A 26,827-nucleotide genomic window follows, 5' to 3' on the forward strand; every position below is an offset into this window, starting at 1 on the left:
AAGTAGTTCAGGTCGCCAAACCCGGTCATGCGGTCAAGCATGACTGCGTCAGGTTAAATGCGTCTTAGCGCCAGATCAATCAGGGTTTCCACGATCGAGACTGGCAAGAAGTGTAGAAAAGACCTTCGTATCCGCTTCGCGGATAATGATTTAGGTGCCACTTTCCGCACGGGATGCAGGGGCAAATTGGCTGCCACACAACATGGGCTTATCTTCTGCGGCGGATCACCCCTTCGGGGCATCCGCCCTACGTAGGGCGGAATCCCGGCAACGCCGAGAGTTCCGCCGCATAGCAACCACACGCAGCTTGCAACAAGCACGCCCAGTAGAGTGTGAGCAACGAGCCCCGCTCCCTTGGCGCGAGCCGGTCAAAACAATGCGCCCCAGGTTTTAAGCGGCCGTCTGTTTGAGCACCGCGACGTTAGCGCGGTGCGAGTTCGGCCGCGCCTGGGGCGCGTTGTTTTGACCGGGGTTTCGAAGCGCCCAGGGCCGCCTTTTCTTTCGTCCATTTCTTTTGGCGGAGCAAAAGAAATGGACCCGTCACGCCGGGAGGAACCGGCACCTAAACAATTGTCCGCGTAGCGGACACAAAAAAGCAGACAAACCAACGCGATAAACGTTAGGCCTCATTGCATTCAGCCCAACCTGCGGCCCTCTCTACACAATCCATAAGATCAATCACGCGCAGACCATCTAACTGCCATCATCACTGAAGCATAAATATTGAAAATATATGACTTAAGCATTGCCAGTGCCAAAATAAAGAGAGAAACATTCATAGCATGAAAGAATGCAAAACAATAACCTTGCCACTCACCTAAATCGGAAAATAGCATACTAATCAACCCGGTCTTTTTAACAAACTCAGAACAAAGCAATGGAGGAACATTTGCAAGCAAAAAAACCAATATCGCCTTTAAAAAAACTGCATGAATAAATTTTAAGTATGGCAAGCCCGTAACACGCTCACGCTTTTTCATAAGAGCCAAGCTAAGGTCTGCACTAGTTGCCGTTGTAAATATTGCATATCCTGCAATCATGAAACCAAGTATAGTAAAATTCCATCCAATAAAATCCCTTGCTGAAGAAACCACATCATCGAATGATAGCCCCTGCCCTCCCACTGGAATATTCACAAGAAAAACAACAACAAAAGTAAAAATAGGTACTAATTTATTTGTCAGTGTAAAATCAACTGAAAAAGCCATTCTAAACAGCTGCCAAAAATTCCCCTCCTTTGTTATCTCTCTTAGCAGTCTATCTTGATCATTGTCCATCGCGCTCCCCGCCATAACGTGCAATTATATCTGCAACTTTTCTTGCTATTTCATCAGGCTCTTGCATTTCTGGTTCACGAATTACACCACTATCAATCATTCTCTGATACTCCATCACAGCACGCCTAGCAATCTGGCTAGGGCTTACCTCCTCATTAGGCAAAGGCGCAGACACACTGATAACATCACTGTCTTGCCCATCTAAACTATTGGAGTATTTTAATCGCTGACCAAGGCCCGTTCCCTCAACTCTGTATATAACATTTTGGTCCTCAACAGCATTTTTCACCAGCCGGGCTGCTGCTTGCTGATTAATATTTTGATTACTATCTCCAAATCGCACAACTGCCTTCTCAGGATTACCTAAGCCAACCTTTACATCTCGCACATCATCAAAAAATTCCCCCGGGTTAAATTCGTCATTAGTCCTAATCACATCAAAAATCAAATCACGAATTGAATCCATTGATGAAATTGCTTGCTCAATTCCTCTTGCATCTTCCAATGGCACAAGATTAACTGAAGGCAGAGGAATTAATGCTTTTATCTCTGCCCGCTTTGCAACCCGCTCACTCCTCGCCACATCCTCAAGCAACTCCTCAATCTTATCCTTTAAAAATACCCCATGTATTTTCTTTATAAAAAACTGAATAGTCGATTTAAAAGCCTGCAATCCTGGGGACCCTGCATGCTCACGAACAAAAGCAAGGCGATGATCCTTTAAAAAAAACACAAAAACAGATGAGGGCGCTCGCTGATAAACCTCATCAGCCTCAAGCAAACTCCCATCTATAAGTTTCTGCTCAATTTTAATATCCTCATCCTTCACCAATCGGCCAACAATCGCCCCATCAACACGCCCATCACCCTGCGAGGCATTAATTACTCTTACATTATGGAATATATAGCTGACACCACCATACTTCCTAATCAAAGCATCCCCAAAAAAAGCTGGCGCAATAAAGTCATCGAACAAGTCCAACATTGCAGATTCATCAGTTCTAATTACCAAATTTGCAAATTCAATCTTTTTATTTCTCATCTTTTCTCCAATAAAAAAGCCGTCAACGATGACGGCTTTTTTATCATGACAATGGCAAATAATCAAGCTAGTTTCACTAACTGCGCCCTAACCTTCTCCAACTTGTCATTCAACTCAGCCAACTGGGCCTTATCGCGCTCCACCAAATGCGCCGGCGCCTTGTCGACGTAACCCGGCTTCTCCAGCTTGGCGGTCAGCTTGGCCAGCTCGGCTTCCACCTTGCCCTGCTCCTTGGTCAGACGCGCGGTTTCCGCGGCTTTGTCCACTTCCACCTTCAGCATCAGGCGCGCTTCGCCGGACATCGCCACCGGGGCATCGTCTTCCGGCAGCTTGGACACCAGCGTGCCTTCGGTCAGGCGGGCCAGCAGCTTCAGATACGGCACGAAGTCGGCGATGGACGCGTCTGTGGTTTCGATGAACAGCGGGGCCTTGACGGCCGGGCCGATGCCCATTTCGCCGCGCAGATTGCGCACCGCGTTGACCATGTCCTTGAACGCGTCCATGCGGGCGTTGGCTGCCGCGCTGATCTTGCTCTCGTCGGCCACCGGCCACGGGGCCAGCATCAGCGAGTCCGCTTTCTTGGCGTTGGCCAACGGGGCCACGGTTTGCCACAGCTCTTCGGTGATGAAGGGCATCAGCGGGTGAGTCAGGCGCAGCGCCACTTCCAGCACGCGGACGATGGTGCGGCGGGTGGCGCGCTGCTGGGCGTCGTTGCCGGTTTGCAGCTGCACCTTGGCCAGTTCCACGTACCAGTCGCAGTACTCGTTCCAGATGAATTCGTAGATCACCTGGGCGGCGATGTCGAAGCGGTAGGTTTCCAGCGCGTTGGTGACGTCGATCTCGGCCTGTTGCAGGCGGCCGATGATCCACTGGTCGACGAAGCTATACTCCAGCGGCAGGCTTTCATCCTGGCCGCAGTCCTTGCCTTCCACGTTCATCATCACGAAGCGGGTGGCGTTCCACAGCTTGTTGCAGAAGTTGCGGTAGCCTTCGGCGCGCTTGAAGTCGAAGTTGACCGAGCGGCCCAGCGTGGCGTAGCTGGCCATGGTGAAGCGCAGCGCGTCGGTGCCGTAAGCCGGGATGCCTTCCGGGAACAGCTTTTCCGTGGCCTTGGCGATGGCCGGGGCCTTTTCCGGGCGGCGCAGGCCGGTGGTGCGTTTTTCCACCAGCGGCGCCAGCGCGATGCCGTCGATCAGGTCCACCGGGTCAATCACGTTGCCCTCGGACTTGGACATCTTCTTGCCTTCGTGATCGCGCACCATGCCGTGGATGTAGACATCCTTGAACGGCACCTTGCCGGTGAAATGCTTGGTCATCATGATCATCCGGGCCACCCAGAAGAAGATGATTTCGTAGCCGGTCACCAGCACGTTGGAGGTGAGGAAGGCTTTCAGGTCCGGCGTTTCTTCCGGCCAGCCCAGCGTGGAGAACGGCACCAGGGCGGAGCTGAACCAGGTGTCCAGCACGTCCTGTTCGCGGCGCAGGGTCTTGCCGCCGGCCTTGGCCTGGGCTTCTTCCTCGGTGCGGCCGACGTAGATATTGCCGTCTTCGTCGTACCAGGCCGGGATCTGGTGGCCCCACCACAGTTGGCGGGAGATGCACCAGTCCTGGATATTCTTCATCCACTGGTTGTAAGTGTTGACCCAGTTTTCCGGCACGAAGCGCACTTCGCCGGACTCCACCGCCTCGATCGCCTTGGCGGCGATGGACTGGCCGGTGGCGTCGCCGTCGGCGACTTTGTTCATGGCCACGAACCATTGGTCGGTCAACAGCGGCTCGATCACGGTGCCGGTGCGGTCGCCGCGCGGAACCATCAGCTTGTGCGGCTTGGTTTCCAGCAGCAGGCCCTGGGCTTGCAGATCGGCCAGCATCGCCTTGCGCGCTTCCTGGGCGGTAAGGCCGGCGTAGGCGGCCGGCAGCTCGATGGTGCCTTGGGCGGCGCCGTCGAAGCCGAAGATTTGCGCCTTGGCCAGAATCTTGGCTTCCAGGCTCATCACGTTGATCAGCTGGGTGCTATGGCGCTTGCCCACTTCGTAGTCGTTGAAATCGTGCGCCGGGGTGATCTTGACGAAGCCGGTGCCGAATTCCTTGTCCACGTACTCGTCGGCGATCACCGGGATGGTGCGGCCGGTGAGCGGCAGTTCCAGCTGCTTGCCCACCAGGTGCAGGTAGCGCTCGTCATCCGGGGCGATGGCCACGGCCACGTCGCCCAGCAGGGTTTCCGGACGGGTGGTGGCGACGGTGACATATTCATCGCTGCCCACCACCGGGTACTTGATGTGCCACATGTGGCCGTCTTCTTCCTCGGATACCACTTCCAGGTCGGAGATGGCGGTGCCCAGCTTGGCGTCCCAGTTGGACAGGCGCTTGCCGCGATAGATCAGGCCCTGCTCGTACAGGCGGACGAAGACTTCGGTCACCACCTCGGCGCGGGTGTCATCCATGGTGAAGTATTCGCGGTCCCAATCCACCGAGCAACCGACGCGGCGCATCTGGCTGGTGATGGTGCCGCCGGATTTTTCCTTCCATTCCCAGATCTTGCTGGTGAACGCTTCGCGGCCCATGTCGTGGCGGTTCAGGCCCTGGTCGGCCAGCTGGCGCTCCACCACGATCTGGGTGGCGATGCCGGCGTGGTCGGTGCCGGGAATCCAGACGGTGTTGTCGCCCTTCATCCGGTAGTAGCGGGTGAGGCCGTCCATGATGGTCTGGTTGAAGGCGTGGCCCATGTGCAGCGTGCCGGTGACGTTGGGCGGCGGCAGCTGAATGGCGAAAGACGGCTTGGCGGTGTCCATGCTCGGCTTGAAGTAGCCGGCCTGTTCCCATTGATCGTACCAGCGACGCTCGATGTCGCCCGGTTCATAGCTCTTGGCAAGTTCCATGGTGCTTAATCTTGATTTTTTGAATGGAAAAATGGCCTGATTATACCTCTTTTTCAGCCATTCACCGAGCTTGGCGCCGCGATTCCGGCAGCGCAAGCTGCTGCCAGCTGCCCTATCCGACAGCTTCCACACCATGCATTTGAAAACTTTAATGAAAAAAGCTTAATCTTTTAGTTGCAATGCCAAAGGAATTTCAAACACCACGAAACAAGGATATCCACATGACACAACACCATCATCTAGGCTGCGCCTGCTGCTCGATGCCGCATCTGCCTTCGTTGTTCGACAACCTCCCCGATCCTCAACAAGCGCTGCAAGCCCTGGAAGCCGCGCTCAAGCAAGCCATTCCTTCGCACACCCCGGCGCGCGCGGTTTTCTGCGGCGGCCCTATTTATACGGTCGCCGCCAATGGCAATCAGCGCGTGGAGGCACTGGGCATCGCCGACGGCGTCATCGTCGCCACCGGTTCCCTGCAATTGGTGGAAACCGCGATGGAAGCGCAAATGCCGGGACAGGCCTATGACAGGATAGACCTGGCGGGCCGCACGCTGCTGCCCGGCCTCATCGATCCGCATGCCCATGTTCTGCCCAGCGCGCTTTACCGGCATTGGCTGCCGCTGGCGCCCTTCAAAGGCCAGCGCCTGGACCCGCAATACAGTTACGAAAGCATCTCGGCGCAGATTCGCGAGGCGCTCTCCCAGTCCAAATTGCCGAAAGATGCGCAAGGAGACCGATGGGTGCTGGGCTTCGGCGTCGATCCGTCGCTGATGAAGGAATGGATCGATATCAACGCCGACCTGCTGAACGAATTGAGCGAACAGACGCCTATCGCCCTGATCAACGCATCCGGCCACATCGCCTATGCCAATACGCCTGCCTTGCGCAAGGCAGGGTTGCTGAATCCTGACGGCAGCCTGCCGCCGAGCAAGGGCGTGCTGACCGAGGACCGGGTCAAGGCGCTGCTTGGGGCGATGCCGCCCATCGTCTGGGCGGAGGCCGTGCTCCAGATTCCGAAGGTGCTGCAGGATGCGTCGCAGACCGGCATCACCACCCTGCTGGACGCGGGAGCCGGCGTATCCGGCAGCAAGCTGGAAATCGACCTGCTGAAGCTGGCCGCCCATGGGGGGCCGCTGCGGATCGCCGCGGCGCTGTTCACGCCGGACAAGGAGAGGATGCAACACTGGAAAGAGCTCCAGATCACACCCGATCTGGACAATGCCAAGGACAAGCGCTTCGCGCTGAAGGCGATCAAGCTGATATACGACGGCTCCAACCAGGGCCTGACCGGTTATCAGAACGAACCCTATCCGTGCGCCGAAGCCCATCCGGTGCCGGACGTTCCGCCCACGGGCCTGCACAATCTCGAACCCGGCGAGCTGGCGGAACTGATCCAACTGGCCAGTGATGAAGAATGGCCGATCCTGATCCACGCCAACGGCGACCACGCGATGGCCGATGTGCTCAACGGTTACGCCGAGTCGTTGGCCCCCGCCTCTGAAGCCGCGGATAAGAAGCGCCGCCTGCGCATGCGGGTGGAGCACGCCTCGCTGATGGACGATCGCGCAATCGCCAAGATGGCTCGCCTCAAGGTAAGCCCCAGCTTCCTGATCGGCCATGTCGGCTATTGGGGCTATGCCTTCAACAAGACCATTCTGGGAAATCGCCGCGCGCAGCTGCTGGACCGGGCGCAGTCCGCCGTTCAGGCCGGCATGCGCGTCAGCCTGCATTCCGATCACTTCGTCTCTCCCTTCGGCCCGCTGCGCATGATGGAGCAGGCCATCTTCCGCACGATGGAAGGGGCGCCGGCCAAGGAGCGCGCGCCGTTGAATCCGGCGGAATGCCTCAGCCGCGAGCAAGCGCTGCGGGCAGTGACCCTGGATGCCGCGTGGCAGTGCCATATGGACCACCTGGTGGGTTCGCTGGAGCCGGGCAAGCTGGCTGACCTGGTGATTCTGGACCAGAATCCGCTTGACGACGCGGTGACCGACCTGCGCGGCATAACCGTATGCCAGACCTGGCTGAACGGGGCTCCAGTCTATCGCAATCCGTCCCACGGCTAAGCGAGTTCAGGCCACCACAGGCGGCCTGTCCGGCAACGGGCAGGCCGCTTGCTATATTTGAGCATGGAGACGACCCAAGCCGAGCCGGCCAGCCGATTGCGCGCATCCTCCCCACCTTGTCTGCGCGCCTTGTCGCGCCGCGCCCTGCCGCGGCTGCTGGCATTTTCCCTCCTGATATCTTCCGCCGCTCAGCCGGCGGAGCCCGCGCCGAACGCCGTCGCCCCGGCCGCAGGCCCGCCGGCGCAAAGCGGCCGCCATGTGCTGTTGATCGCCTACGATCTGCGCAACGGCGGCATCTCCAAAACCACCCGCAGCTTTCTCAACGCCGCCGGCTATCTGCACTGGCGGGTGACGGTGGCCGACGCCAAAAGCAGCAACGACTCGGTGCGTGAACAACTGCTGCTGCAAGCCACCGCCAAGGACGTCGCCGGAGTGGCGCTGGTGGGCGCCGACAGCGCCGGCTACCACCTGGAACTGGCGTTGCTCAAGCAGATGGGCAAGGTCGCGGTGGGCTGGCACGCCGGCAGCAGCCCGGGTCCCAATGCAGAGCTGTTCGCCAACGTCACCACCGACCCCATCGCCGTGGCCCAAACCGCGGTCAGCTACGCCATTGGCAGCAGCACCGGCCCGTTGGGCGCAGTGATCTTCACCGACTCCCATTTTTCCATCGCCATGCGCAAGGCCAACGCGATGAAGGACGCGCTGCTGCGCTGCAAGCGCTGCAAGGTGCTGGCCATGGAAGACGTGGACCTGAGCAAGACCGCGCAGCTGATCCCGCAACGAGTGCCGCGGCTGGCGCAGAAATACGGCGCGGCCTGGACCCACACGCTGGCCATCAACGATCTGTACTTCGACAACATCAACTTTCCGCTGCACCAGACCGCCCGGCCGGACATCGTCAACATCTCGGCGGGCGACGGCTCCAATTCGGCGATGAACCGCATCCGCGAAGGCATCTCGCAGCAAAAGGCCACCGTGGCCGAACCTTGCAACCAACAAGGCTGGCAGATGGCGGACGAACTGAACCGCGGCTTCGCCCGCCAGCCGCCCAGCGGCTTCGTCAGCAAGCCCATCCTGGTGACCCAGGACAAGCTGCTGGCCCACCCGCGCGACGGCGACATCGAAGACGACCAGGCTTATCGCCAAGCCTATCTCGGCATCTGGCTGAAAAAACCTTGACCCCGCGCGCGGCGACATCCTGGCGCGCTGCGCTACACTCCAACCAGGCATGACAGATGGCAAAAGCCGCGGCGTGGTTTGATTGAAAAGCATGCGGCTGATACTATTTAAATAATCTGGAATCAAAATACTGCAATGGACACCACCCAAAGCCTGGGCATAGACGGGATTCCGCCGTCCGCCGCCGCCCTGAACGGCGGGGCGCTTTACCTGATCGCCGCGCCCGGCCCGGCGCTGGCCCAGGCGCTGCTGTTCGCCAACCTGCCCTCGGCCGGCAGCCAGCCGCTGATCTGCGCCAGCCGGCAGCAACCCGCCGCGCAACAAGACACCGCCTGGCTGGACCGCCGCATCCACGCCGGCAATCTGCATCTGCTCTCCCCGCGCAAGCCGCGCAAATCCTCCGCTCAGCAAATCGACGCCTATCTGGATGAGCTGGCGCGCTGCCGCAAGCTGCTGCAGCCTGCCGGCGGCGGCATGACCGTGGCGTTGGACCACGCCGAAGACTATCTGCCGTTGCAGCAGCCGGCCCTGGCGCGCCGCGCGCTGCAGGCCTGCAGCCATTGGGCGGCGCGGCATGGCCATGCGCTGCTGTTGCTGCTGGACAGCAGCCATCTGGACGCCGCCGCGCTGGCCGCCCTCAGCCAACTGGGCAGCGACTGCGCCGGCATGGTGTACGCGCAGCCGCTGGGCGACGGCTTCTATAGCTGGCAGATCGCGCACTGGCTGGGCGCCGGGCCGGCGGAAACCGCCAGGCTGCGCACGCTGGAGCTGAGCCCGCGCCATTTGCTCAGCGCGCAGCGCGAAGCCGAAGAAGACGCCGGCGACGCGACCGAGGGCCACAGCCGGCTCGCCACCGACGCGCTGCAAGTGCTGGCCACCAACGCAGCCCTCAGCGGCAACACCCCGCCCACCCCGCACTGGCGGCTGTTCGACGACCTGCCCCAGTTGCTGGAAGCCGCCCGCGAGGCGGTGGCGGCCACCGTGCTGCTGGACACCGCCAGCAGCAAGAAGGAAGTGCTGGGCAACGCCGTCGCGCAGTTGCGCCAGCAATGCGGCAAGCGCCTGAAGATCGTAGTGCGCGAGGTAGGCAACCGCCGGCTGCGCCAGAACGAGGAACAGCTGCTGCTGCGGCTGGGCGCCAACGCGGTGCTGCCGGCGGAGCTGCGCTTTTCCAGCCTGGCCAGCATCGTCCACTCGCTGCGCCAGGCGGTGTACCAGGGCAGAAAACATGTCGAAGCCGACGCCCTGCGCGCCGCCAGCCGGCCCGAGGCCGACCGCGGCTACCTGCCGCCGGCCCGTTTCGTCGAGGTGGTGGCCGGCACCGTGCAGCGCAGCCGCGCCATCGATGTCAGCAATATGTTCATCCGCCTGCAGCCGGCGCTGGGCGCGAGCCCGGCCGAACTGCTGGCGCTGGGGCGCTTCCAGCGCGCCGGCGACCTGTGCACCGCCGACGGCGAATACGCCTACCTGTTCCTGTTCGCCTGCCGCGAGGCCGACGCCGACGCCGCGCTGGGCAACCTGTTCCGCATGCCGATAGGCGAAGTGGCCCAGGCCGAGGTGCGCAGCGCGGACAGCGAAAGCATCCAGCTGGCGCTGTCGCAGCTGTCGCGCCAGTCCGGCTTCGACAAGCTGCCGGACCTCAGCCGCCAGCTGTCGGACGCGCCGCGCCCGCGCGACAGCCGCCACGCGCACACGCCGCCCACCCTGCAACGCGCGCCGCTGCGGCGGCACGGCAGCCAATAAAGGACCGATATGTTCAATCCCGAATTGAGCCAGTTGCAGTTTCTGGTGCTGCTGGCGGCGCTGGCGGCCGGCATCGCCGGTTACCAGCTGCACGCCCGGCTGCTGCCGCGGCTGCGCGAGCTGCTGTCGCGCCGGATGCGCCACTTCCAACCCCACCCCTATCTGCAACGCCTGCGCCAGCAGGATGACGCGCCGCTGGCCAAGAGCCGGCGCGCCGATCCGGGCCACAAGCCATCATGAAATCCAGCCAATCCGCCACGCCGGACACCGTCGCGCCCGCCGCCCCCCGCTCTTTGGGGCTGGGCACGTGGAGCGTCTACTTCATCGCCAAGCTGCTGCTGTCCTGGCAGGGCACGCTCAACCTGCACCCGCTGCCTAATCTCGCCTTCGCGCTGGCGCTGCTGATCCCGATCTCCGGCAAGACGCGCCTGCGCCTCCGCGCCGCGCTGGCGCTGCTGGCGGGCGCCGCGCTGCTTTACCACGACAGCTGGCTGCCCTCGCCGTCGATGGCGCTGCAGCAGCTGTCCACGCTGCAAGGCTTCAGCTTCCACTACCTGCTGGATCTGGCCGGGCGCGTGCTGTCGCTGTCCTTGCTGACCGGCGCGCTGATCCTGCTGTGCGGCTATTGGCTGTTGTCGCGCTACCTGCGGCTGGGCACCATCGTGATGATTTCCCTGCTGGGGCTGAGCGGACGCCAGCTGTGGCAGGAGCAGCCGCGCGCGCCGGCCGCCGCGGTGGCCGACAGCGGCGCGGCGACTGCGGGCGCCGCGCCCAACGCCGCGCAGACGCCGGACCAGCAACTGGCCGCTTTCTTCAAGAGCGAAGGCCAGCGCATGGTGAAATTCCAGGGGCCGCTGGCCGACCCGGGCTTCGACGTGCTGATCCTGCATGTCTGCTCGCTGTCCTGGGACGACCTGCGCGCCATCGGCATGGACCAGCACCCGCTGCTTGGGCGTTTCGATTTCCTGTTCAGCAATTTCAACTCCGCCACCCCGTACAGCGGCCCGGCGGCGCTGCGCGTGCTGCGCGCCAGCTGCGGCCAGCCCAAGCACAGCGAGCTGTACCAGAGCGCGCCCAAGGAATGCTATCTGTTTGAAGACCTGGCGGCGCTGGGCTTCAAGACCGAGCTGACGATGAACCACGACGGCAGCTTCGACGACTTCCTCAAGCAGATCCGCAGCGACGGCCGGCTGAACCAGCCGCTGATCTCGCAGCAGGGCCTGCCGGTGGGCCTGCGCTCCTTCGACAACACGCCCATCTATAGCGACTACGCGGTGCTCAACCGCTGGCTGGAGCAACGCCAGCAGGACAGCAGCGCGCACGTGGCCACCTACTACAACACCATCAGCCTGCACGACGGCAACCGCATCCCCAGCGCGCCCGGGCTGAACACCATGGACAGCTACAAATACCGGGCCAACCGGCTGTTCGCCGACCTGTCCCAGTTCATCGACCAACTGGAAAAGAGCCATCGCAAGATGGTGCTGGTGCTGGTGCCGGAACACGGCGCCGCGCTGCGCGGCGACAAGCAGCAATTCAGCGGCCTGCGCGAGATCCCCACGCCGCACATCACCATCGTGCCGGCGGCCGTCAAGGTGATAGGCGGCCAGGCCCACCCCAGCCAAGTCCGCATCGACCAGCCCAGCAGCTATCTGGCGGTGTCCACCATCCTGTCGCGGATGATGACCAAGAGCCCGTTCGGCGCCGACTACCAGCCGGCCGAGTTCGCGCGCGACCTGCCGACGACGCCTTATGTTTCGGAAAGCGCCAGCTCCATCGTGATGCAGAGCGGCAAGCGCTTCCTGTTGCAGCAGGACGGCGGCGACTGGACCGAGTACCCGGTGCAATAATCGCCCCCTCGGCCCCACCCGCCACAAAGCGGCCCTGTCCAGGGCCGCTTTTTTACGCCCCGCCCAGGCGCGCGGACAATAAAAATGCCGGCCACGCGTTCCGTGACCGGCATTTCGCAAGCATCCTGCCGCTATGGCTTGGCGGCGGGCATGGGCCAGGGCGGCGGCAAGGCCTCGGCGGCGGCGGGCGCTGCCAGGGGCTGGCTTGGCGCGGCATCGGCCGGCTCCGGGCCCTGCCCGGCCCACGGCGCGTCCACCACCTGGCGCGAACCGGACTGCAGCCGCAGCAAGTTGGCGCGGATGTCCTCGCGGTCCGGCGCGATGCGCGCCGCCCGCTCCAGCAGCACGATGGCGCTGCCGGTTTGGCCTGCCTTGACCAGTTGCAGCGCCAGGCGGTTGATCGCCTCCGGCTGGTAAGGGTGCTGCCAGTACCAGGCGCGCGCGGCGTCCAGCTCGACGGATGCCGCCATGCCCGCCTGCGGCAGCAGCGCGATGGCCAGACAACAGCCCACCATTTTGAGCAGATTCACGTCATTCTCCTCAGAAGCTCGAATACGGCTGCAGCGGCTCCACCGGGAACGGCAGCGTCAGCGACGCGCCGTCCGGCTGGTAACGCAGGTAGAACAACGCCCGCCCCGGCTGGTAGTACTGCGAATGCTGGTACTCCAGCATGCCGCCCAGGGCCAGCCTGGAGGTCAGCTGGTATTCGAACGCGCCGCTCAGCGACACCCCCCAGCCCGGCCCCGAACTCGCGCTGACGTACGGATTGCCCGCCTGCGCCTGCAGGTCCGGCCGGGTGGGATAGAACGGCGACGCCGCCTCGTTGGCGCTAGACACCGAAACCGACGCCCGCCCCAGCCAGCTCCAGCGCTCATTGCGCGCCGCGTAGCTGAGCGGGACCGACAGCGAGTTGTAACGCTGCGGGCTGTAATAGCCGCCCTGGCCGAAAGTGAATTCGCCCAGGTTTTTCTGGAACCAGAAATTGATGCTGTTGACGCCCACCGTCACTTGCCGGGTCGGCTCCTTCAGCAAGCGCCAGTAGACGCCGCCCATCGCCGTCAGCTTGCGGTTATCGGCCACGTTTTCGCCGGTCAGCTGTTGATAGGCGAAATTCGACCACACGCCGAAGCGTCCGCCCTTGTCGTAGCCCAGGCTGCCGCCGACGCCTGTGGCCACCACCCCGCCCCAGGTCTGGCCGGTGTAGGGATCGCGCACGCCGGCGTAGCTGAGCAGCGAACTGGTCACCGGGCGGCGCGCGGCCTCCAGCTTGTAGTTCAGGATGGAGACGCTGTCGGAATAGCGAACGCCGCCGATCAGATTGGACACCGGGAAGCTCTGCGGCGTGACGCCCGCGTCCACCCGCCAATGCTCGTTCTCGTAGCCCAGCCCCAGCGCCGCGCCTTGCGCGGTTTGCGCGCCGTACTGGCCGGCGCAGCTTTGCACGCTGCTGCCGGACTGCGCGGCGCAGGCGGCGACCGAGCCGAAACGCTGCAGCGCGTAATCGTTGCCCAGGCTGTTGTCCAGCGAGCCGGCGTTGATGCTGACCGCGTCGGCGCGCAGGAAGTACTTGCCCGCGCGCGGGGCCGGCAATTCCACCAGCAGCGGCGCTTGCCACATCGTCATCTGCGACTGGCCCGGCGTGCCGTTGTCGGCGCTGCGGTAGGTCAGGTCCAGCCCCTGCCAGATCTTCACGCTGCGCGCGTCCAGCAATTCGGCGTAGTCTTCGTGCAAGCCTTCCTGCTGCGCCGATTCGGCCGGCACTGGCCGCAACGGCTGCTGCCCCAGCAGCAGGCCGCTGTTGGCGGTGGTCTGCACTTCGTTGCCGGCGGGGGCGAAACCGGCGCGATACCAGGCCAGCGCCTGGGCCGGCCTATCCTGCTGCCGGGCGCGCCGCGCCGCCTGCCCCATCAGCGCCGGGCTCTTCACCCCCTGCGCCAGCAAGGCGGCGATTTCGCGATCCAGCCGCTCCGTCTCGCCGGCGTCGCCCAGGCGCGTCAGCGCCCGCAAGCGGAAGTCCAGGCTGCGGCCGGGCTTGTCCCGCAGCAGCGCGTCCACGCCGTGCACGGCCAGGTCGCGCTGGCCGGTCTTGATGTAGAGATCCACCAGTTGGAGCTGCGCCTCGTCGTCGTCCGGCTGCTGGCTCAACACTTGCCGCAAGCGGGCGCGCGCGCTGCCCCAGCGGCCGGCGTCCATATCGTAATCGGCCAGCTTGCGCTGCAGGCGCGCGTCCTGCGGAGCCGCCGCGGCCGCCTGCAGCAGGATGGCTTGCGCGCGGGCGCCATCTCCGGCGTCCCGCGCCGCGTCCGCCTGCGCCGACGCCAGCGCGGCCTGCAGATCGGCCAGCTTGCGCTTTTGCTCATCGTTCATGTCCTGCCGCGTCTGGGCGGAAGCCGCCAGCAACGGCGCCGCCGCCGCCGCGTCGCCCAGGTCCAGCAGCAGGTCGGCGTAGGCCAGTTCATTGTCGGCGCCGGGCTGTTCCAGATATTGCGTCAACAGCATCTGGCGCGCGTGCTCGGCGTCGCCGGCGCGCAGCCAGGCCTGCGCCAGCTCGGAGAGCCGCGCCGGATCGCCGCGCATCAGACGTTCGGCGTTTTGCAGGCTGCGCCGCGCCTCGGCCGCATGGCCGAAAGCCAGCTGGGCGTCGGCCTGGCGCATGGTTTCCCGCAGCCACACCCGGCGCTGCAGCGCCGCCATGCCTTCGCTGCGCGCGTCCGGCGCGATGCGCTGCAAGGCGCCCAGCGCCGAGCGATCGTCTTCCCGCTTGGCCTGGAACAGCGCGTAGGCGTACAGGCTTTCCGGGCTGGCGGCCGGCGCGTCGGCCAGCTGGCGCAAGATGGCGCCGCCCTTGGCCGCGTCGCCGGCCGCCAGCCAGGCGTTGGCCAGCGCGTAGCGGTTCCAGGTGTTTTGCGGCTGCAAATCCACCGCCTTTTGCAGATGCGGCAGCGCCTGGCTCAGCTGGCCCTGGGCCAGCAGGCGGTCGCCCAGTTCGCGCTCCACGTCGGCGCGGGCCGACTGGTAGGACGTCCCCAGCGCGCGCTGCTGCTTCGGCGGCAGCGCGCGCAGCATCTCGGCCGCCTGCGCGTACTCGCCGGCATCCAGATAGGTGCGCAGCAGGCCCGCCAGCGCCTGGCCGCTGTCCAGCTTGCTCTGCAAGGCTTGGCGGTACAGCTGGCGCGCGCGGACGGCGTGCTTCTGCCCCGCCTGCCATTCGGCGTCGGCCAGCAGCACGTCGACATTGCCGGGCTGCTGTTTGCCGGCCTGGTCCAATTGCGCGCGCGCCGCCTGCCATTGTCCCGCCTGCATCGCCGCTTGCGCCCGCGCAAGCAGGTCGGCCAACTGGGCGTCGGCGATGCGGCGCTTCCAGCCCTTGTCGTCCGGCTGTTGCGATTGGCCCTGGCGATAGCTGGCCACCGCGTCGGCGTAGCGGCCCTGTTTCTCGCGCAGCCGGCCCAGGCTTTGCAGATAGCCGGCCTGCTTGCCGTAGCGGCTGGCCGCCAATTGCAAGCTTTTTTCCGCCGCCGCCAGCTGGTTGGCGTCCAGCTGCTTGTCGGCCGCCAGCAAGGCGCGGTAAGCCGGGTCGGCCAGCTGTTCGCGCCGCTTGCGCCGGCCATCCTGCAACGACGCCAGCCGCGAGCTGACCAATTCGTCCTCCGGCTCCACCTTCAGATAGGCGAGATAGGCGTCATCCGGCAGGTCGGACTGCTGCAGCGCGCGGCGCCACAAGCCCAGCGCCTCGCTGCGGCTGTCGGAGAATTGCGTCAGCGCCTTCAGGTCCGCCAGCACGGAAGCCGGCACCGGCGGGTGCAGCAGGTAGATGCTGGCCAGCGCCAGGCGGTTTCGGTGATTGGACGGGCTTTGCCGGATCAGCTTTTTCAACTCGGCCTGGCTGCGGGCCCAGCCGCCATTGGGCAGCCGCGCCACCAATTGCCAGTACTCCAGCGCCAGCGCGCCTTCCGGCGGCGGCCCCTGGTACAGCGCGTTGAATGCGGCGTAAGCCTGTTCGATCTTGCCGCTGTTGAACAGGGAGCGCGCGGTCAGCAGCTTGTTGCGGTCCGGCCCCATGATGCGGCGCATCTGCTCCACGCGGGCGATGCCGGAATAGCCGGGATACAGCTTGCGCAATTTGGCCAGCGTCTGCTGCGCGTCCTTATCCTGGCGCTGCTGCACTTGCACCAGCGCCTGCAGGGTCAGCGCCTCGGCGCGATCCTGCGCAGTGGCGGCATGGATGCGCTGCAGCTTGTCCAGCGCCTGCTGCGCTTCCAGCGGCCGGCCCAGCGATTGCCATAGCCTGGCCTGCTCCAGCAGCGCCTGCGCCGGATCCACCGCCGCCGGCGCCGCATGCAGCGCGCCGCTGAAGCCCACCGCCAACATGGCGCTCAGGATGCCGCGCATGCGCCCTCCCAGGCCGGCTTGAGCTCGCCATTCGCGTTGAACTGATATCGGCCTTGCTGCCAACCCTGGCCAAACAGTGTCAGCACATGGTCGTAATAGGCATCCGGCCGCTCCGACAGCGGCATCGCCTCCACACGCAGCAACTGCGCCTGCAGCGCCGCCTGCTCGTCCTGCGCTTGCAGGAACGGCAGCAGCGCCATCGAAAACCCTATCGGCCCGGTGCCCTGTGCCTTGCCGTTGCGGGTGTCCACTGTTTCCGGCGGCAGCCCGGTTTTGGCCACCAGTTGCGCCATCGGCTTGAATTTGGCCAGCAAGGCCGTCCGGCCCGGCGCGTCGGGCGCCAGCATGCCGGTCCACAGGTAGACGCGGATGGCGTTGTAGCTGCCGGCGGCCTGGCTGGCCGCATCGGCGGAAAAGCCCTGGCGGTAAGCCGCCCAGTCGGGCGCGTATCCTGCAGGCGCGCTCTCCAGCAGCAGGCGCTGCGAGGTGCCGCGCAATGCCGCCCAGCCGGAGCCAGGCAAGGCGTGCGCCATGCGCGCCACCAGTTGCGGCGGCACATAGCTGGGATTCAGCCGGGTCAGCCCCGGCTTGCTGAAGCCGTAGCGGCCGGGCAGCAGGGTCGGCCCCAGGCCCGGCAGGTCGGCCACCTCCTCGCGCAGGATGCGCAAGGCCAGCAGCTTGCCCAGCGCGGTGTAGCGCGGCTCGCGCCACAGCCGGCCGGCTTCCAGCAGGTTGTAGGCTATCCACAGGTCGGAATCGGACGCGCTGTTGTCGTCCATCACGCCCCACTGGCCGTCTGGGCGCTTGCCCCATTGCCAGGCGGGCAGGCGCGCGCTGAAGTCGCCGCCGGCCAGGTTGTCGCGGGTCCAGCGCAGCAGCTTGTCGAAAGCCGGCCGGTCGTTGGCGGCCAGCGCGAAGAACAGCGCGTAGCTTTGCCCTTCGGAAGTGGTGGGCTGGCCGTCGGCGCCGCGGTCCACCACCCGGCCGCCGTCGGAAACGAAATGGCGCTGGAAATCCTGCCAGGCCGGCCAGCCGTCGCACGGCGCGGCCCGGGCCGTGGAAATGGCCAGCGCGCCCAGCGCCGCCAGCAGCGCGCGTCGCGGGATGCCCACCTCAAGACTCCCGGATGCGGCGCGCCGCCAGCGCCTTGAACAGGCGCAGGATGGCGAAGGCGAAGATCAGCACCGCCAGCGCCGACAGCCCTGCCAGCAGCAGCGGATGGGCGGACAGGAACAGCCACACCCAAGTCCACAGCGGCAGGTTGCCGACATAGTACACCGGCCCCAGTTGCTGGCTGTCTATGGTGTCGCCGCGCACCAGCACCGCGCTGCCCGACATCTGCGCCACCTTGCCGTCGTCGGCCAGCGCGCCGGTCGCCAGCGCCAGCGCGTCGGGCTCGCTGCCGGTGACGATCACCGCGCTGCGGCCGCTGGCCAGCGGCGATTCCAGCGCCAGGATCGCGCCCAGCTTGCCCTGGGCGGCGAAGTCCACCTGGCCGTTGATGCGGCCGCCGGCCGCCTGGCCCGGCGCTTGGCCCATGCCGGCCGGCAGATCGGTGGTTTCGCCCTCAGCCACCTTGCGGCCGGCGCTGTCCAGCGTGGTGGGCAGCTTGTCGCGCCAGGCTTTGAGCAAGCCCAGGTTGCGGGCGTTGCCCACGATCAGCAGGTCCATTTTTTTGACGCTATCCAGCGCGCCCTCGTCCACCAGCCGATAGCGCAGCGCCGGGTAACCGGTGGACTGGCCCATCTGGCCCATCACATTGAGGAAGGCGCCGATGTCCTGCTGCGCCGGCTGGCGCGGCAGCACCACCGCGGTGTCCGACAAGTCGGCCATCCGGGTGAACGGGAAGCCGGAAGTGGCGAACAAGCCCAGGTTGGGCAGCGCCGCGTAGTGCGGATAGCCGCTGAAATCGATGGTGGAGTCCGGGTCTATCGCCGCGCGGTTGCCGTCGGCCAGGTTATTGGCGCACTCGCCCTGCTTCTCCGCGGCGAACACGTACTGGAACTGCATCTCGTTGCGGCTGCCGACGCGGAAAGGCGGCAGCAGGATGCGGTCGATATTGCTGAGCAAGCCGTTTTCCAGCACCGGCAGGCGCAGGCTGGTCTGGGTGCTGCCCACGCCGCTGGCGTTGAGGTTCAGGCTTTGCACGAACAGCTCGTTGATGCCGATATTGAGGCGCGAGCCGGTCGCCTGCTGCTGGCCGGTGTAGCGGAATTTCAGGTCCAGCGGAATGCCGCGGCTGCCCCAGGTGAATAGGTCGCCCGGCACGCGGAACGAGACGCGCACCGGCGCCGGCTGCTGGCCGGTGACCTGCAGGTCGCGCGGATTGTCCACCAGCTCGCCCAGCCGGGTCGGCCGGTCGGGTCGCACCCAGTTGGGCGCGTCGTAGGGCTTGCGCGGCGCTTCCAGCTTGATGCCGCGCACCGCCACCTGGCTGCCGCTCATGCCAGCCTGGCCCAGCACCAGCGCGTCGGTGGCCAGCTTGAGGTCCTTGTCGTCGCGGCCCAGGATCAGCAGCAGCTTGCGCTCGGGGCGTTCCGGATGCGGCACGATGGCGATGGTGGGCGCGTTCACCGGCGGCAGCTTGGCGAGGAAGTCGGGACGCTGGCCGTTGACGGCGTAAACGATGGCGTGCTGCGCCGCCGGCAAGCTGTTGAGCGCGGCGCTGTAGCGCACGCCGCGCCAGCCGGCCTGGGCGCCAAACCACGAGGCCAGTTCGCCCGCCGCCTGCAGCGAAGTTTGCGACGGCCGCGCGGCGAAAATGAAGGGCAGCTTCAGCGGCGAGAAATCGCGCCGGTCGAAGAACGGCTCCGGGAAATAGCTCAGATCATTGACGAAAGGCAGCGCCTGCACCGTCATCTGCAGTTCGCTGGCATTGCTGATCTCCGCCCACAGGCTGCTGTGGGTTTCGTCTTCGCAACGATTGGTGTAATGGCCGATCAGGCGGAACTTGAGCTGGTTGAAATTGGCCAGCAGGCGCGGGTCTAGCGGCAGGGTCAGCTGCTGCGGCTTGCCGCCCTGCTCTTTGGGCAAGGCCAGCACGGTCACCACTTCGTCGTTGAGCAGCACCTGCACGTGCGACAGGTCGGCCAGCATCGCCGGCGAGAAGGTGTAACGCAGATGCAGCGTCAGCCCGGTGATCACCTCGTCGCCGCGGCTGCCGAAGCCGACGCCGACCAGGCTGTTGTCGCCGCGCATCTTGAGCGGATAGCCGGCGCCCATCTGCTTGAAGCTGAGGGTGCGGGTGGTGACCAGCGGCGCCGCCTGGGCCGGCGGCTGCGCGGCCGCCGTCTCCTCCTTGGCGCCGACACTCAGCGCCGGCGCCGCCAGCAGCAGGCCGGACAGCAGAATGGACAGGGTTTTTCTTGGTATGCGGCTTGTCATTTGATGTCCCGATGAAGATGCGGCTGCCGCGGCAGCAGGCTGCCCAGCCAATTCCAGAAGCCGGCCCAGCGGCCATTGCGGACCGCGAGCGGCGAAAACAACTGCTGCGCCAGCTGCCACAAGCTGCCGCCGCCCATCCGCCAGATGTCCCAGGCGCCGCCCAGCGGCGTGCCCTCGTGCGCGCGCTCGCCGGTTTGCAGCCAGGCGTCGGCGCGGCCGAACGTGCATTGCACCAGCGCCATTTCCTCGTCCAGCGTCAGGCCGACGAAACGCACGCTCAGCCTGCCGCCCTTGGAAAACACCAGGCGGCAAGGCAGCGCGAAGCTGCGGCCGCTGCGGCGCATCGACACCGTCAGCTCGGTGTTCTGCCGCAGTTTCAGTTGCAGGCCCTCGGGCAACTGCAAGGCCATACCGCCTTCGGAGTAATCCAGCGTATGGCAGGGATAGACCTTGCCGTCGTGCAGGTGCAGCGATACCGGCAGGCGGCTTTCCACCCGGTGCGACACCCGCACCTGGCGCAATTCCCGCGCCACGCCCAGCGCCACGCCCAGCAGCAGCGTGTTGTAGCCGACCCAGAACAGGTTCACCAGCACGGTGCCGATCTCGTTGCCCGGCCCGCTCCAGATTCGGTAGACGCCGAAACCGACGCCCAGCAGGTTCAGCGCCAGCAGGAACAGATAGGGTTTGGTGATGTTCCAATCGACATGGTCTTCCTCCACCACGCCGCCCTTGGCGGTGACGTTGAACTTGCCCAGGCCGGGAAACAGCAGCGCCACCGTGGTGGGCAGCGTGATGTACCAGGCCAGCACCGTCTCGTACACCTCGCCCCAGAAGGAGCGGCGGAATTCGCCGTGCATCCGCGAGTTGGACATCACCGAAAACACCATGTGCGGCACCACGTACAGCACCAGGCCCAGCGCCGGCGCGTAGATGGTGTAGGCGTGGAACAGCAGGAAGGCCAGCGGCGCGGTGAGGAAAACCAGGCGCGGGATGCCGTACAGGAAGTGCATCATCGCGTTGAGGTAGCAGAAGCGCTGCCCCAGCGTCAGCCCCTTGCCCAGCAGCGGATTGTCGCTGCGGAAGATCTGCGCCATGCCGCGCGCCCAGCGGATGCGCTGGCCGACGTGGGCGGACAGGCTTTCGGTGGCCAGGCCCGCAGCCTGCACCAGGTTGATGTAGGCGGAGTGGTAACCGCGGCGGTGCATCTTCAGCGAGGTGTGCGCGTCCTCGGTAACGGTTTCCACCGCGATGCCGCCCACCGACATCAGCGCGTCGCGGCGCAGCACCGCGCACGAACCGCAGAAGAAGGAGGCATTCCACAAGTCGTTGCCGTCCTGCACCCGGCCATAGAACAGCTCGCCCTCGTTGGGCACCTTGTCGCGGGTGTTCAGATTGCGCTCGAACGGATCGGCGGAGAAGAAGTGGTGCGGCGTCTGCACCAGCGCCAGCTTCTCATCGCGCAGAAAGCCGCCCATCGTCGTCTGCAGGAAGGAACGGGTGGGGATGTGGTCGCAGTCGAAGATGGCGACGAAGCTGCCGTCGGTGCGGCCAAGCGCGTGATTGATGTTGCCGGCCTTGGCGTGCTTGTGCTCCTGGCGGACGATGTAGCCGACGCCGATTTGCGCGGCGAAATCGCGGATTTCGTCGCGGGTGCCGTCGTCCAGGATGTGCACCCGCAGCTTGTCGGCCGGCCAGTCCATGCTCATCGCCGCGAACACGGTGGGCTTGAGCACGCGCAGCGGCTCGCTGTAGATGGGGATGAACACGTCGACGCTGGGCCACAGCGAAGTATCGGCCGGCAGCGGCACCACTTTGCGCTCCAGCATCCACGACGACTGGAAGAAGCCCAGCAGCAGCACCAGCCAGGCATACATTTCCGCGCCCAGCAGGATCACGCCGGCGATCAGATTCGGCCAGGTGTCGTCATTGATGGTGGAGGTGGTGCGCCACCAAATGTAACGGGTGGACACCGCGATGGAGAACACCATCAGAATCAGCGTCGGCACCGGGCCGGGGATGCGCCGCACCCACAGCGCCATCAGCAACAGCACCACGGTGAACACTGCTTGGGAGTATTCGTCGAACGGCGTCGTCACCAGCACCACGCCCAGCAATGCCGCCGCCAGGTAGCAAATCGTTCGGATCGCCGCGCTTTGCCACCAGGCGTGTTCGGCTATGCCCTCCACCGAGCCGCGCAGGCTGGCCGGATCGAACAAGCGCGGAAAGCGGCCCTCCAGCCAGCCGGCGAGGCGGCGGCGCTGGGCGGAAACAGCCGCCAGCTCGCGGCGCGCGAACTGCAGCAGCGCCGGCAAACGCGCCTGGCGCCTGGGCCCCAGCGCGCGCGGCGGCTTGACCAGCGCCAGCCAAAGCAGCTGCAGCAGTATGCGCAGCGGATCGGCCGGCCGCAGCCGGGAAAAATCCACCTGCGGGAAATAGCGGCGCGCCGCCCTGCCCCAGGCCGCCCAGCCTTCTGTCGGCGCGACGAAGAACAGCCCCAGCAGCGCAAACGCCAGCCGCGGCGCGTCGGCCGGATGCAGCAAACCCAGCCGCAGGCACCACGCGCGCCAATCCGCCCCCCGCAAGCTCATGCGCCGCTCCGCCCCGCGTCCAGCCTAACCGACAGCCATACCGCCAGCTGGCGCAAATCATCGGCGGCCTGGCTGGCCGGCGCGTAATCGAACAGCGGCTGCTGCTTGGCGAAAGCCTCGCGCACCGCTTCGTCGCGGTGGATGGGCAGCGGCGCCAGCCTGGGCCCCAGCTTCTTGCGCAGCAGCAGCTCGACGTCGCCGTCCAGCTTGCGCAGCGGATTGAAATGATTGATGACGAAAAAGATGCGCTCAGCCGGCAAGCCACCGGCGTGAAGCTCTGCCTCCACCGCATCCAGCAACGCGCAGGCGGCGGGGTCGGCAGACAGCATCACCAGCGCGTGGCTGGCCGCTTTCAGGCCCTGCTGCCGCTCGGCCACGCCGCGCGCCGGCAGGTCCAGCACCGTGCGTTGACCGGGCTGCCGCTCCAGCTGCGCCAGCTCGTCGCGCAGCCATTCTTCCGGTTCCGGCCCTTCCTGGTCGACATCCTCTTCCACCCGGCCATGCGGCACCAGCGTCAGGTGGCGGTCGCCCACTTCCCACGCCGCGCGGGCCCAGTCGGCGCCGGCGTCGCGCCGCCGCCGCCAGCCATCGGCCTCATGCCACTCCATGCCGAAATGCAGACGCAGCAGGTTTTGCCGGCACAAGTCCATCGCCAGCACCGGCCTTTGCTGCCGCTGCCACAACAGGGCCAGGGCCGCCGCAACCGTGGTGGCGCCGCAGCCGCCCTTCACTCCGCATACCGCCAAAATCGCCATGTCGTGCTCCATCAAGCCGTATCGCTCGCCGCTTCGCGCGCAGGCGCCGCGGCGTCCTCCCGCTCCCGGCTATCGGTCTGACCGCAGTAGATGGCCTGCAGTAAAGGCCAGCGCTCGCAGATCTCGACCACCTCGGCATCCCGGCCGAGTTCCTGATAATGAAAATCCTGACTCTGCAGATGAAAACGTAAACGCGAGGTGTCTTGATGCATACAGTATGGATGAGATTGCGGGTCCGGTTGATCGCGGCGGCAAAGTTTTGCGCCGCTGGGGCGTGAGAATCAATCCGAACAATCTAAAGTAAACCGTTGATTATAAGAATCTATATTTGATATGTAAATATAATTGAAATCAGTTTAATTCAAACAAACAATAACGCAATCTATTCGGCAAATCGCTGATATTCGGCGCGCCGGCATGACGAACTGCCATCCCCTTGGCCGCGCAAGCCATTGATAGCAAAGCGGCATCTTGAAAAAACAATCCGGCATGAATGCCGGATGGAAATGCCACTTTTTAACCACAAAAAGACACAAAACACCCAATATGAATAATCATAAAGCATAAAAAAGTGTTGTATAAAATCACATGACAAAGGCCGCCCTGGAGGGCGGCCCTGGAAAAACGTCTTGCGCACCGCGGCGCTCAGTGCGCGGACGACTGGGAAAACAGATTGATCACCGCCACGCCGGCGATGATCAGCGCCATACCGGCCAGCGCGGCCGCGTCCAGCTTCTGGCCATACAGCAGCCAGGCGATCAGCGAAACCAGCACGATGCCGATGCCGGACCACAAGGCGTAGGCGATGCCCACCGGGATTTCGCGCAAGGTCTGCGACAACAGGTAAAAAGCCAGCAGATAACCGCCGGCGGTCAACAGCGACGGCCACAGCCGGGTAAAGCCATCCGACGCCTTCAGCGCGGAAGTGGCCACCACTTCGGACAGGATGGCCCCCATCAGGAACAGCCAGACTTTCATCGATCACTCCACTGCGGCCGACAAGCCCCGCCGAGCGACAAAGCGCTCCCGCAGATGGTCGTACAGCCAGTTGAACACATAGGTGTAAGGCAGGAAAAACACAAAGAAGCCCAAATCCAGCAGGAAAGCCTGCCAGTAGCCGCTATCCAGCCACCAGGCGGCCAGCGGCACCAGCAATATCACCAGTCCGCCCTCGAAACCCAGCGCGTGCAGGCAACGCACGCCGGCGGTCCGCCGCCACCCAAAAAGACGCTCCACGCGCTCGAACAGCGCGTTGAACACCATGTTCCACAACATGGCCGCCGTCGACATCATCAAGGCCAGCGCGCCCATGTGCAGCACGTCCTTTTGCATAACCAGCGCCGCCAAAGGCACCAGCAACGCCATCGCGCAAGCCTCGTACAGCACCGCATGCAGTACTCGCTCGCCCAGTTTCTTGTTTGCCGCTTGCATCGATTTCTCCCGACTGCTGAAGTTCAATGCTTGGCATTATGATTGGCTTTCCGGATACTATAAAAATACCACTCATCGGTTAAACCGATATGACTCTCTCCGTCGACGCCCTCTCCGCCTTTGTCTACGCCGCCGAGCTCGGCTCCTTCTCGGCCGCCGCCAGGCGGCTGGGCAAAAGCCAGTCCACCGTCAGCGAAGCCATCGCCAATCTGGAAATCGACCTGGGCAACCTGCTGTTCGACCGCGGCACCCGCACGCCCACCCTCACCCCGGCCGGACGGCTGCTGCTGCCGCAGGCGCGCCAAGTCATGAATGCCAGCCAGGACATGCAGCAACAGGCGGCGCTGCTGAGCGCGGGCGTGGAAAGCCGGCTCACCATCGTGCTGTCCGACACCTTCCAGTCCGAAACGCTGGAAAACGTCGCTTGTCGGCTGGAGGCGCGCTACCCGCTGCTGGAGCTGGAATGCCTGGCCGGGGAACAGGAAGACGTGCTGGATCTGATCTTGTCCGGGCGCGCGCAACTGGGCCTGGTCGGCGCGCTGGACCGCTATCCGCCGGATATCCGCCATCAGCGCCAGCGCGAGGCCAGCGAGCTGGCGCTGTACGCAGCATACCGGCATCCGCTGGCGGGAATGGACCGCATCGACGAACAGCAACTGGCCCTGCATCGCCAGTTGCGGCTGAATACCTACAACGACAAGAACCCCGCCCACGCCGGCCAGCGGCAATGGTACGCGCCCAGCTACCTGATGCTGCTGGACATGGCGCGCCTGGGCGTGGGCTGGGCTGAACTGCCGTGCTGGCTGGTGAAAAGCTTTGGCGGCGGCGAGCTGAAACAGCTGGACGTGGCCGGCTGGCCCAAGCGGATGCCGGTAGACCTGGTGTGGGCCGCCAACAGGCCGCTGGGCGCGGCGGCCGGGTGGCTGCTGGAACAACTGGCGCGGCCGGCCGACGACGCTCAGCCAAATGGCCAGACATGAAGCGCCAGCGCCGCCAGCCAGCAAAACAGCCACAGCAGGTGCGCAGCCATCCATAGCCGGAACACGTTGGAATGTTCGAATGCCGGCCGCGCCCCCATCGGGACCAAAAGGCGCAGCATGATCCCGCCAGCCGCTCCCGGCAAAGGCAATAAATTGAATACCGCCATCTTGGCCGCGACCACCGGCAACATCGCCAGGAAGCCCGACTGCGCCGTCCAGTCCGACAGCGCGGCCAGCCAATGCTGCGCCTCGCCCCATGGCGGCAGCGCGCCGAACGGCAGTTGCGACCAGCCTGCGCGAAAACTATCCAGGCTCGCGCCCTCATTCAGGCAAGCCCCCAGCCAGAGCAGCGCCACGCAGCCGGAAGCGGCGACGATCAGCTGAATGGGAACGGCCTTGGCATCCAGGCAAACGCGTTCCGCCTCCTCCGGCCGGCGGTCAGCCAGCAGCGCCATCCGCACCCAGGCGGAAATCGGCAGCAAGCGCAGCTGCAGCTTGCCATTGCCGAACAACACCGGCCCGATGCCCACGCAATGCTCCCGCACCCGTATGCCATAAAACCTGGCCGCCAGCAGCAAAGCCAGCCAATACGCCAGATTGCAAACCGCGATCGCGGCCAGCAAACGTCCCCACCCCATCGTCGTCCTTCAAATTGATTCGGTTGATTGTCCGCGCCCATCTCGCCCGGCTGAAAGGACAGCCGTCGGCAAGCTTGCCGGCTCCGCCGCCTATCCTTGCCTGGCGCCCTTCCCACACACGCCCGCAAGGAGATGCAGATGAGCCAACCCGTAGTCACCGTGAAAAACCATTCCAGCCGAGACGTCTTCATCGAAGGCGATCCCAACTGGGATGACCAGACACTGCTGATAGACGGCCAGGCCGAGAGCGGCGCCTATCCGCTGGGGCCGGATCAGTCGGTCCAGTTGAGCGTGGACTGGAGCGGCCCCGGCAACGCCTACATGCTGGGCGTGATCTTCGCCGATGGCCCCGACTACGACTACGGCGGCGATGGCTTCTACCAGCTGACGCTGGGCCAGAACGAGGGCAGCGGCCTGCTAGGCGTCACGGAAAGCGACGGCCAGGCCAAGATCTCCTACAGCGTGAGCCAGCAAACGGCCTGGACCGTCAGCCTGGATTTCGCCGACGGCTGACGCCGGCGAGCGGAACGCGAAACCATAGACATAAAAAACCGGCCTTCGCGGCCGGTTTCGTTTCGACTTCACCAGAACTCAGGCCGGCGCCAGCGCCGCGTTCCACCCCTGCGGGA

Annotated in this window: 20 protein-coding genes; 7 read left to right on the plus strand and 13 right to left on the minus strand. The window is 64.6% G+C overall.

Annotated features, from left to right (window positions below):
- Positions 1–674: 674 nt before the first annotated feature.
- Genes MY55_RS23945 through MY55_RS21140 form a run of 3 tightly spaced genes read right to left on the minus strand, consistent with a single transcriptional unit; the run spans position 675 to position 5,198 of the window.
- Positions 675–1,277, minus strand: a complete 603-nt coding sequence (locus MY55_RS23945; RefSeq protein WP_157889403.1) for a hypothetical protein — start codon at positions 1,275–1,277, stop codon at positions 675–677.
- Entirely contained in the window at positions 1,267–2,385 is a 1,119-nt protein-coding gene (locus tag MY55_RS23950; RefSeq protein WP_157889404.1) for a hypothetical protein, read from the minus strand. Before MY55_RS23950 ends, MY55_RS23945 begins: the two co-directional genes overlap by 11 nt.
- On the minus strand, positions 2,382–5,198 hold the full coding sequence (locus MY55_RS21140) for a valine--tRNA ligase (RefSeq protein WP_065202973.1): 2,817 nt from the start codon (positions 5,196–5,198) through the stop codon (positions 2,382–2,384). Before MY55_RS21140 ends, MY55_RS23950 begins: the two co-directional genes overlap by 4 nt.
- A 221-nt stretch (positions 5,199–5,419) precedes the next feature.
- Between MY55_RS21140 and MY55_RS21145 the strand changes: the two genes are divergently transcribed.
- From MY55_RS21145 to bcsG, 5 genes are all read left to right on the plus strand, one after another.
- Positions 5,420–7,258 (plus strand): amidohydrolase, encoded by a 1,839-nt coding sequence (locus MY55_RS21145; RefSeq protein WP_065202974.1) that lies wholly within the window; start codon positions 5,420–5,422, stop codon positions 7,256–7,258.
- A gap of 63 nt (positions 7,259–7,321) precedes the next feature.
- A complete protein-coding gene (locus tag MY55_RS21150) occupies positions 7,322–8,437 on the plus strand; it encodes a type 1 periplasmic-binding domain-containing protein (RefSeq protein WP_152680331.1) in 1,116 nt (371 codons plus the stop codon).
- Positions 8,438–8,572: 135 nt separating this feature from the next.
- Positions 8,573–10,180, plus strand: a complete 1,608-nt coding sequence (gene bcsE / locus MY55_RS21155) for a cellulose biosynthesis protein BcsE (protein WP_047237427.1) — start codon at positions 8,573–8,575, stop codon at positions 10,178–10,180.
- A gap of 9 nt (positions 10,181–10,189) precedes the next feature.
- Complete coding sequence (locus MY55_RS21160) at positions 10,190–10,420, plus strand: hypothetical protein (protein WP_043573774.1); 231 nt, start codon at positions 10,190–10,192, stop codon at positions 10,418–10,420.
- Complete coding sequence (bcsG, locus tag MY55_RS21165) at positions 10,417–12,030, plus strand: cellulose biosynthesis protein BcsG (protein ID WP_052257985.1); 1,614 nt, start codon at positions 10,417–10,419, stop codon at positions 12,028–12,030. The genes MY55_RS21160 and bcsG overlap by 4 nt, the downstream gene beginning before the upstream one ends.
- Positions 12,031–12,161: 131 nt before the next feature.
- Here bcsG and MY55_RS21170 read toward each other — a convergent pair whose 3' ends face one another.
- The 9 genes from MY55_RS21170 to MY55_RS21210 all read right to left on the minus strand — a co-directional run bounded on the left by MY55_RS21170 (position 12,162) and on the right by MY55_RS21210 (position 24,580).
- Positions 12,162–12,560 (minus strand): hypothetical protein, encoded by a 399-nt coding sequence (locus MY55_RS21170; protein ID WP_043573771.1) that lies wholly within the window; start codon positions 12,558–12,560, stop codon positions 12,162–12,164.
- A 10-nt stretch (positions 12,561–12,570) separates the two neighbouring features.
- A complete protein-coding gene (locus MY55_RS21175) occupies positions 12,571–16,422 on the minus strand; it encodes a cellulose synthase subunit BcsC-related outer membrane protein (RefSeq protein WP_065202975.1) in 3,852 nt (1,283 codons plus the stop codon).
- Entirely contained in the window at positions 16,407–17,534 is a 1,128-nt protein-coding gene (gene bcsZ / locus MY55_RS21180) for a cellulose synthase complex periplasmic endoglucanase BcsZ (protein ID WP_081284773.1), read from the minus strand. Before bcsZ ends, MY55_RS21175 begins: the two co-directional genes overlap by 16 nt.
- A gap of 1 nt (position 17,535) precedes the next feature.
- Positions 17,536–19,806, minus strand: coding sequence for a cellulose biosynthesis cyclic di-GMP-binding regulatory protein BcsB (gene bcsB, locus MY55_RS21185; RefSeq protein ID WP_053006760.1), 2,271 nt, complete (start codon positions 19,804–19,806; stop codon positions 17,536–17,538).
- Positions 19,803–22,394: a UDP-forming cellulose synthase catalytic subunit gene (gene bcsA / locus MY55_RS21190; RefSeq protein WP_065202976.1), complete on the minus strand. Its 2,592-nt coding sequence runs from the start codon at positions 22,392–22,394 to the stop codon at positions 19,803–19,805. The genes bcsB and bcsA overlap by 4 nt, the downstream gene beginning before the upstream one ends.
- The gene (gene bcsQ / locus MY55_RS21195; RefSeq protein ID WP_157889405.1) at positions 22,391–23,149 is read right to left on the minus strand and encodes a cellulose biosynthesis protein BcsQ; all 759 of its coding nucleotides are present in this window, start codon (positions 23,147–23,149) and stop codon (positions 22,391–22,393) included. Before bcsQ ends, bcsA begins: the two co-directional genes overlap by 4 nt.
- Before the next feature lie 11 nt (positions 23,150–23,160).
- Positions 23,161–23,361 carry a BcsR/BcsP family cellulose biosynthesis protein gene (bcsR, locus tag MY55_RS21200; RefSeq protein WP_043573760.1) on the minus strand — a complete coding sequence of 67 codons (201 nt, stop codon included), beginning with the start codon at positions 23,359–23,361 and terminating at the stop codon, positions 23,161–23,163.
- A gap of 433 nt (positions 23,362–23,794) precedes the next feature.
- Entirely contained in the window at positions 23,795–24,127 is a 333-nt protein-coding gene (locus MY55_RS21205) for a DMT family transporter (RefSeq protein WP_043573758.1), read from the minus strand.
- A 3-nt stretch (positions 24,128–24,130) separates the two neighbouring features.
- Positions 24,131–24,580, minus strand: a complete 450-nt coding sequence (locus MY55_RS21210) for a multidrug/biocide efflux PACE transporter (protein ID WP_043573756.1) — start codon at positions 24,578–24,580, stop codon at positions 24,131–24,133.
- Positions 24,581–24,669: 89 nt separating this feature from the next.
- On the opposite strand from MY55_RS21210, the gene MY55_RS21215 reads away from it, so the two are divergent.
- A complete protein-coding gene (locus tag MY55_RS21215) occupies positions 24,670–25,560 on the plus strand; it encodes a LysR family transcriptional regulator (RefSeq protein ID WP_065202977.1) in 891 nt (296 codons plus the stop codon).
- Here the strand turns inward: MY55_RS21215 and MY55_RS21220 are convergent.
- On the minus strand, positions 25,539–26,198 hold the full coding sequence (locus MY55_RS21220; RefSeq protein WP_146008302.1) for a hypothetical protein: 660 nt from the start codon (positions 26,196–26,198) through the stop codon (positions 25,539–25,541). The two genes, MY55_RS21215 and MY55_RS21220, sit on opposite strands and share 22 nt — an antisense overlap.
- Before the next feature lie 138 nt (positions 26,199–26,336).
- Here MY55_RS21220 and MY55_RS21225 point away from each other — a divergent pair, with 138 nt between their 5' ends.
- On the plus strand, positions 26,337–26,711 hold the full coding sequence (locus MY55_RS21225; protein ID WP_043573750.1) for a hypothetical protein: 375 nt from the start codon (positions 26,337–26,339) through the stop codon (positions 26,709–26,711).
- The last annotated feature ends 116 nt before the right edge of the window (positions 26,712–26,827 follow it).

It is taken from the genome of Chromobacterium subtsugae (genome assembly GCF_001676875.1).
Lineage (GTDB): Bacteria > Pseudomonadota > Gammaproteobacteria > Burkholderiales > Chromobacteriaceae > Chromobacterium > Chromobacterium subtsugae.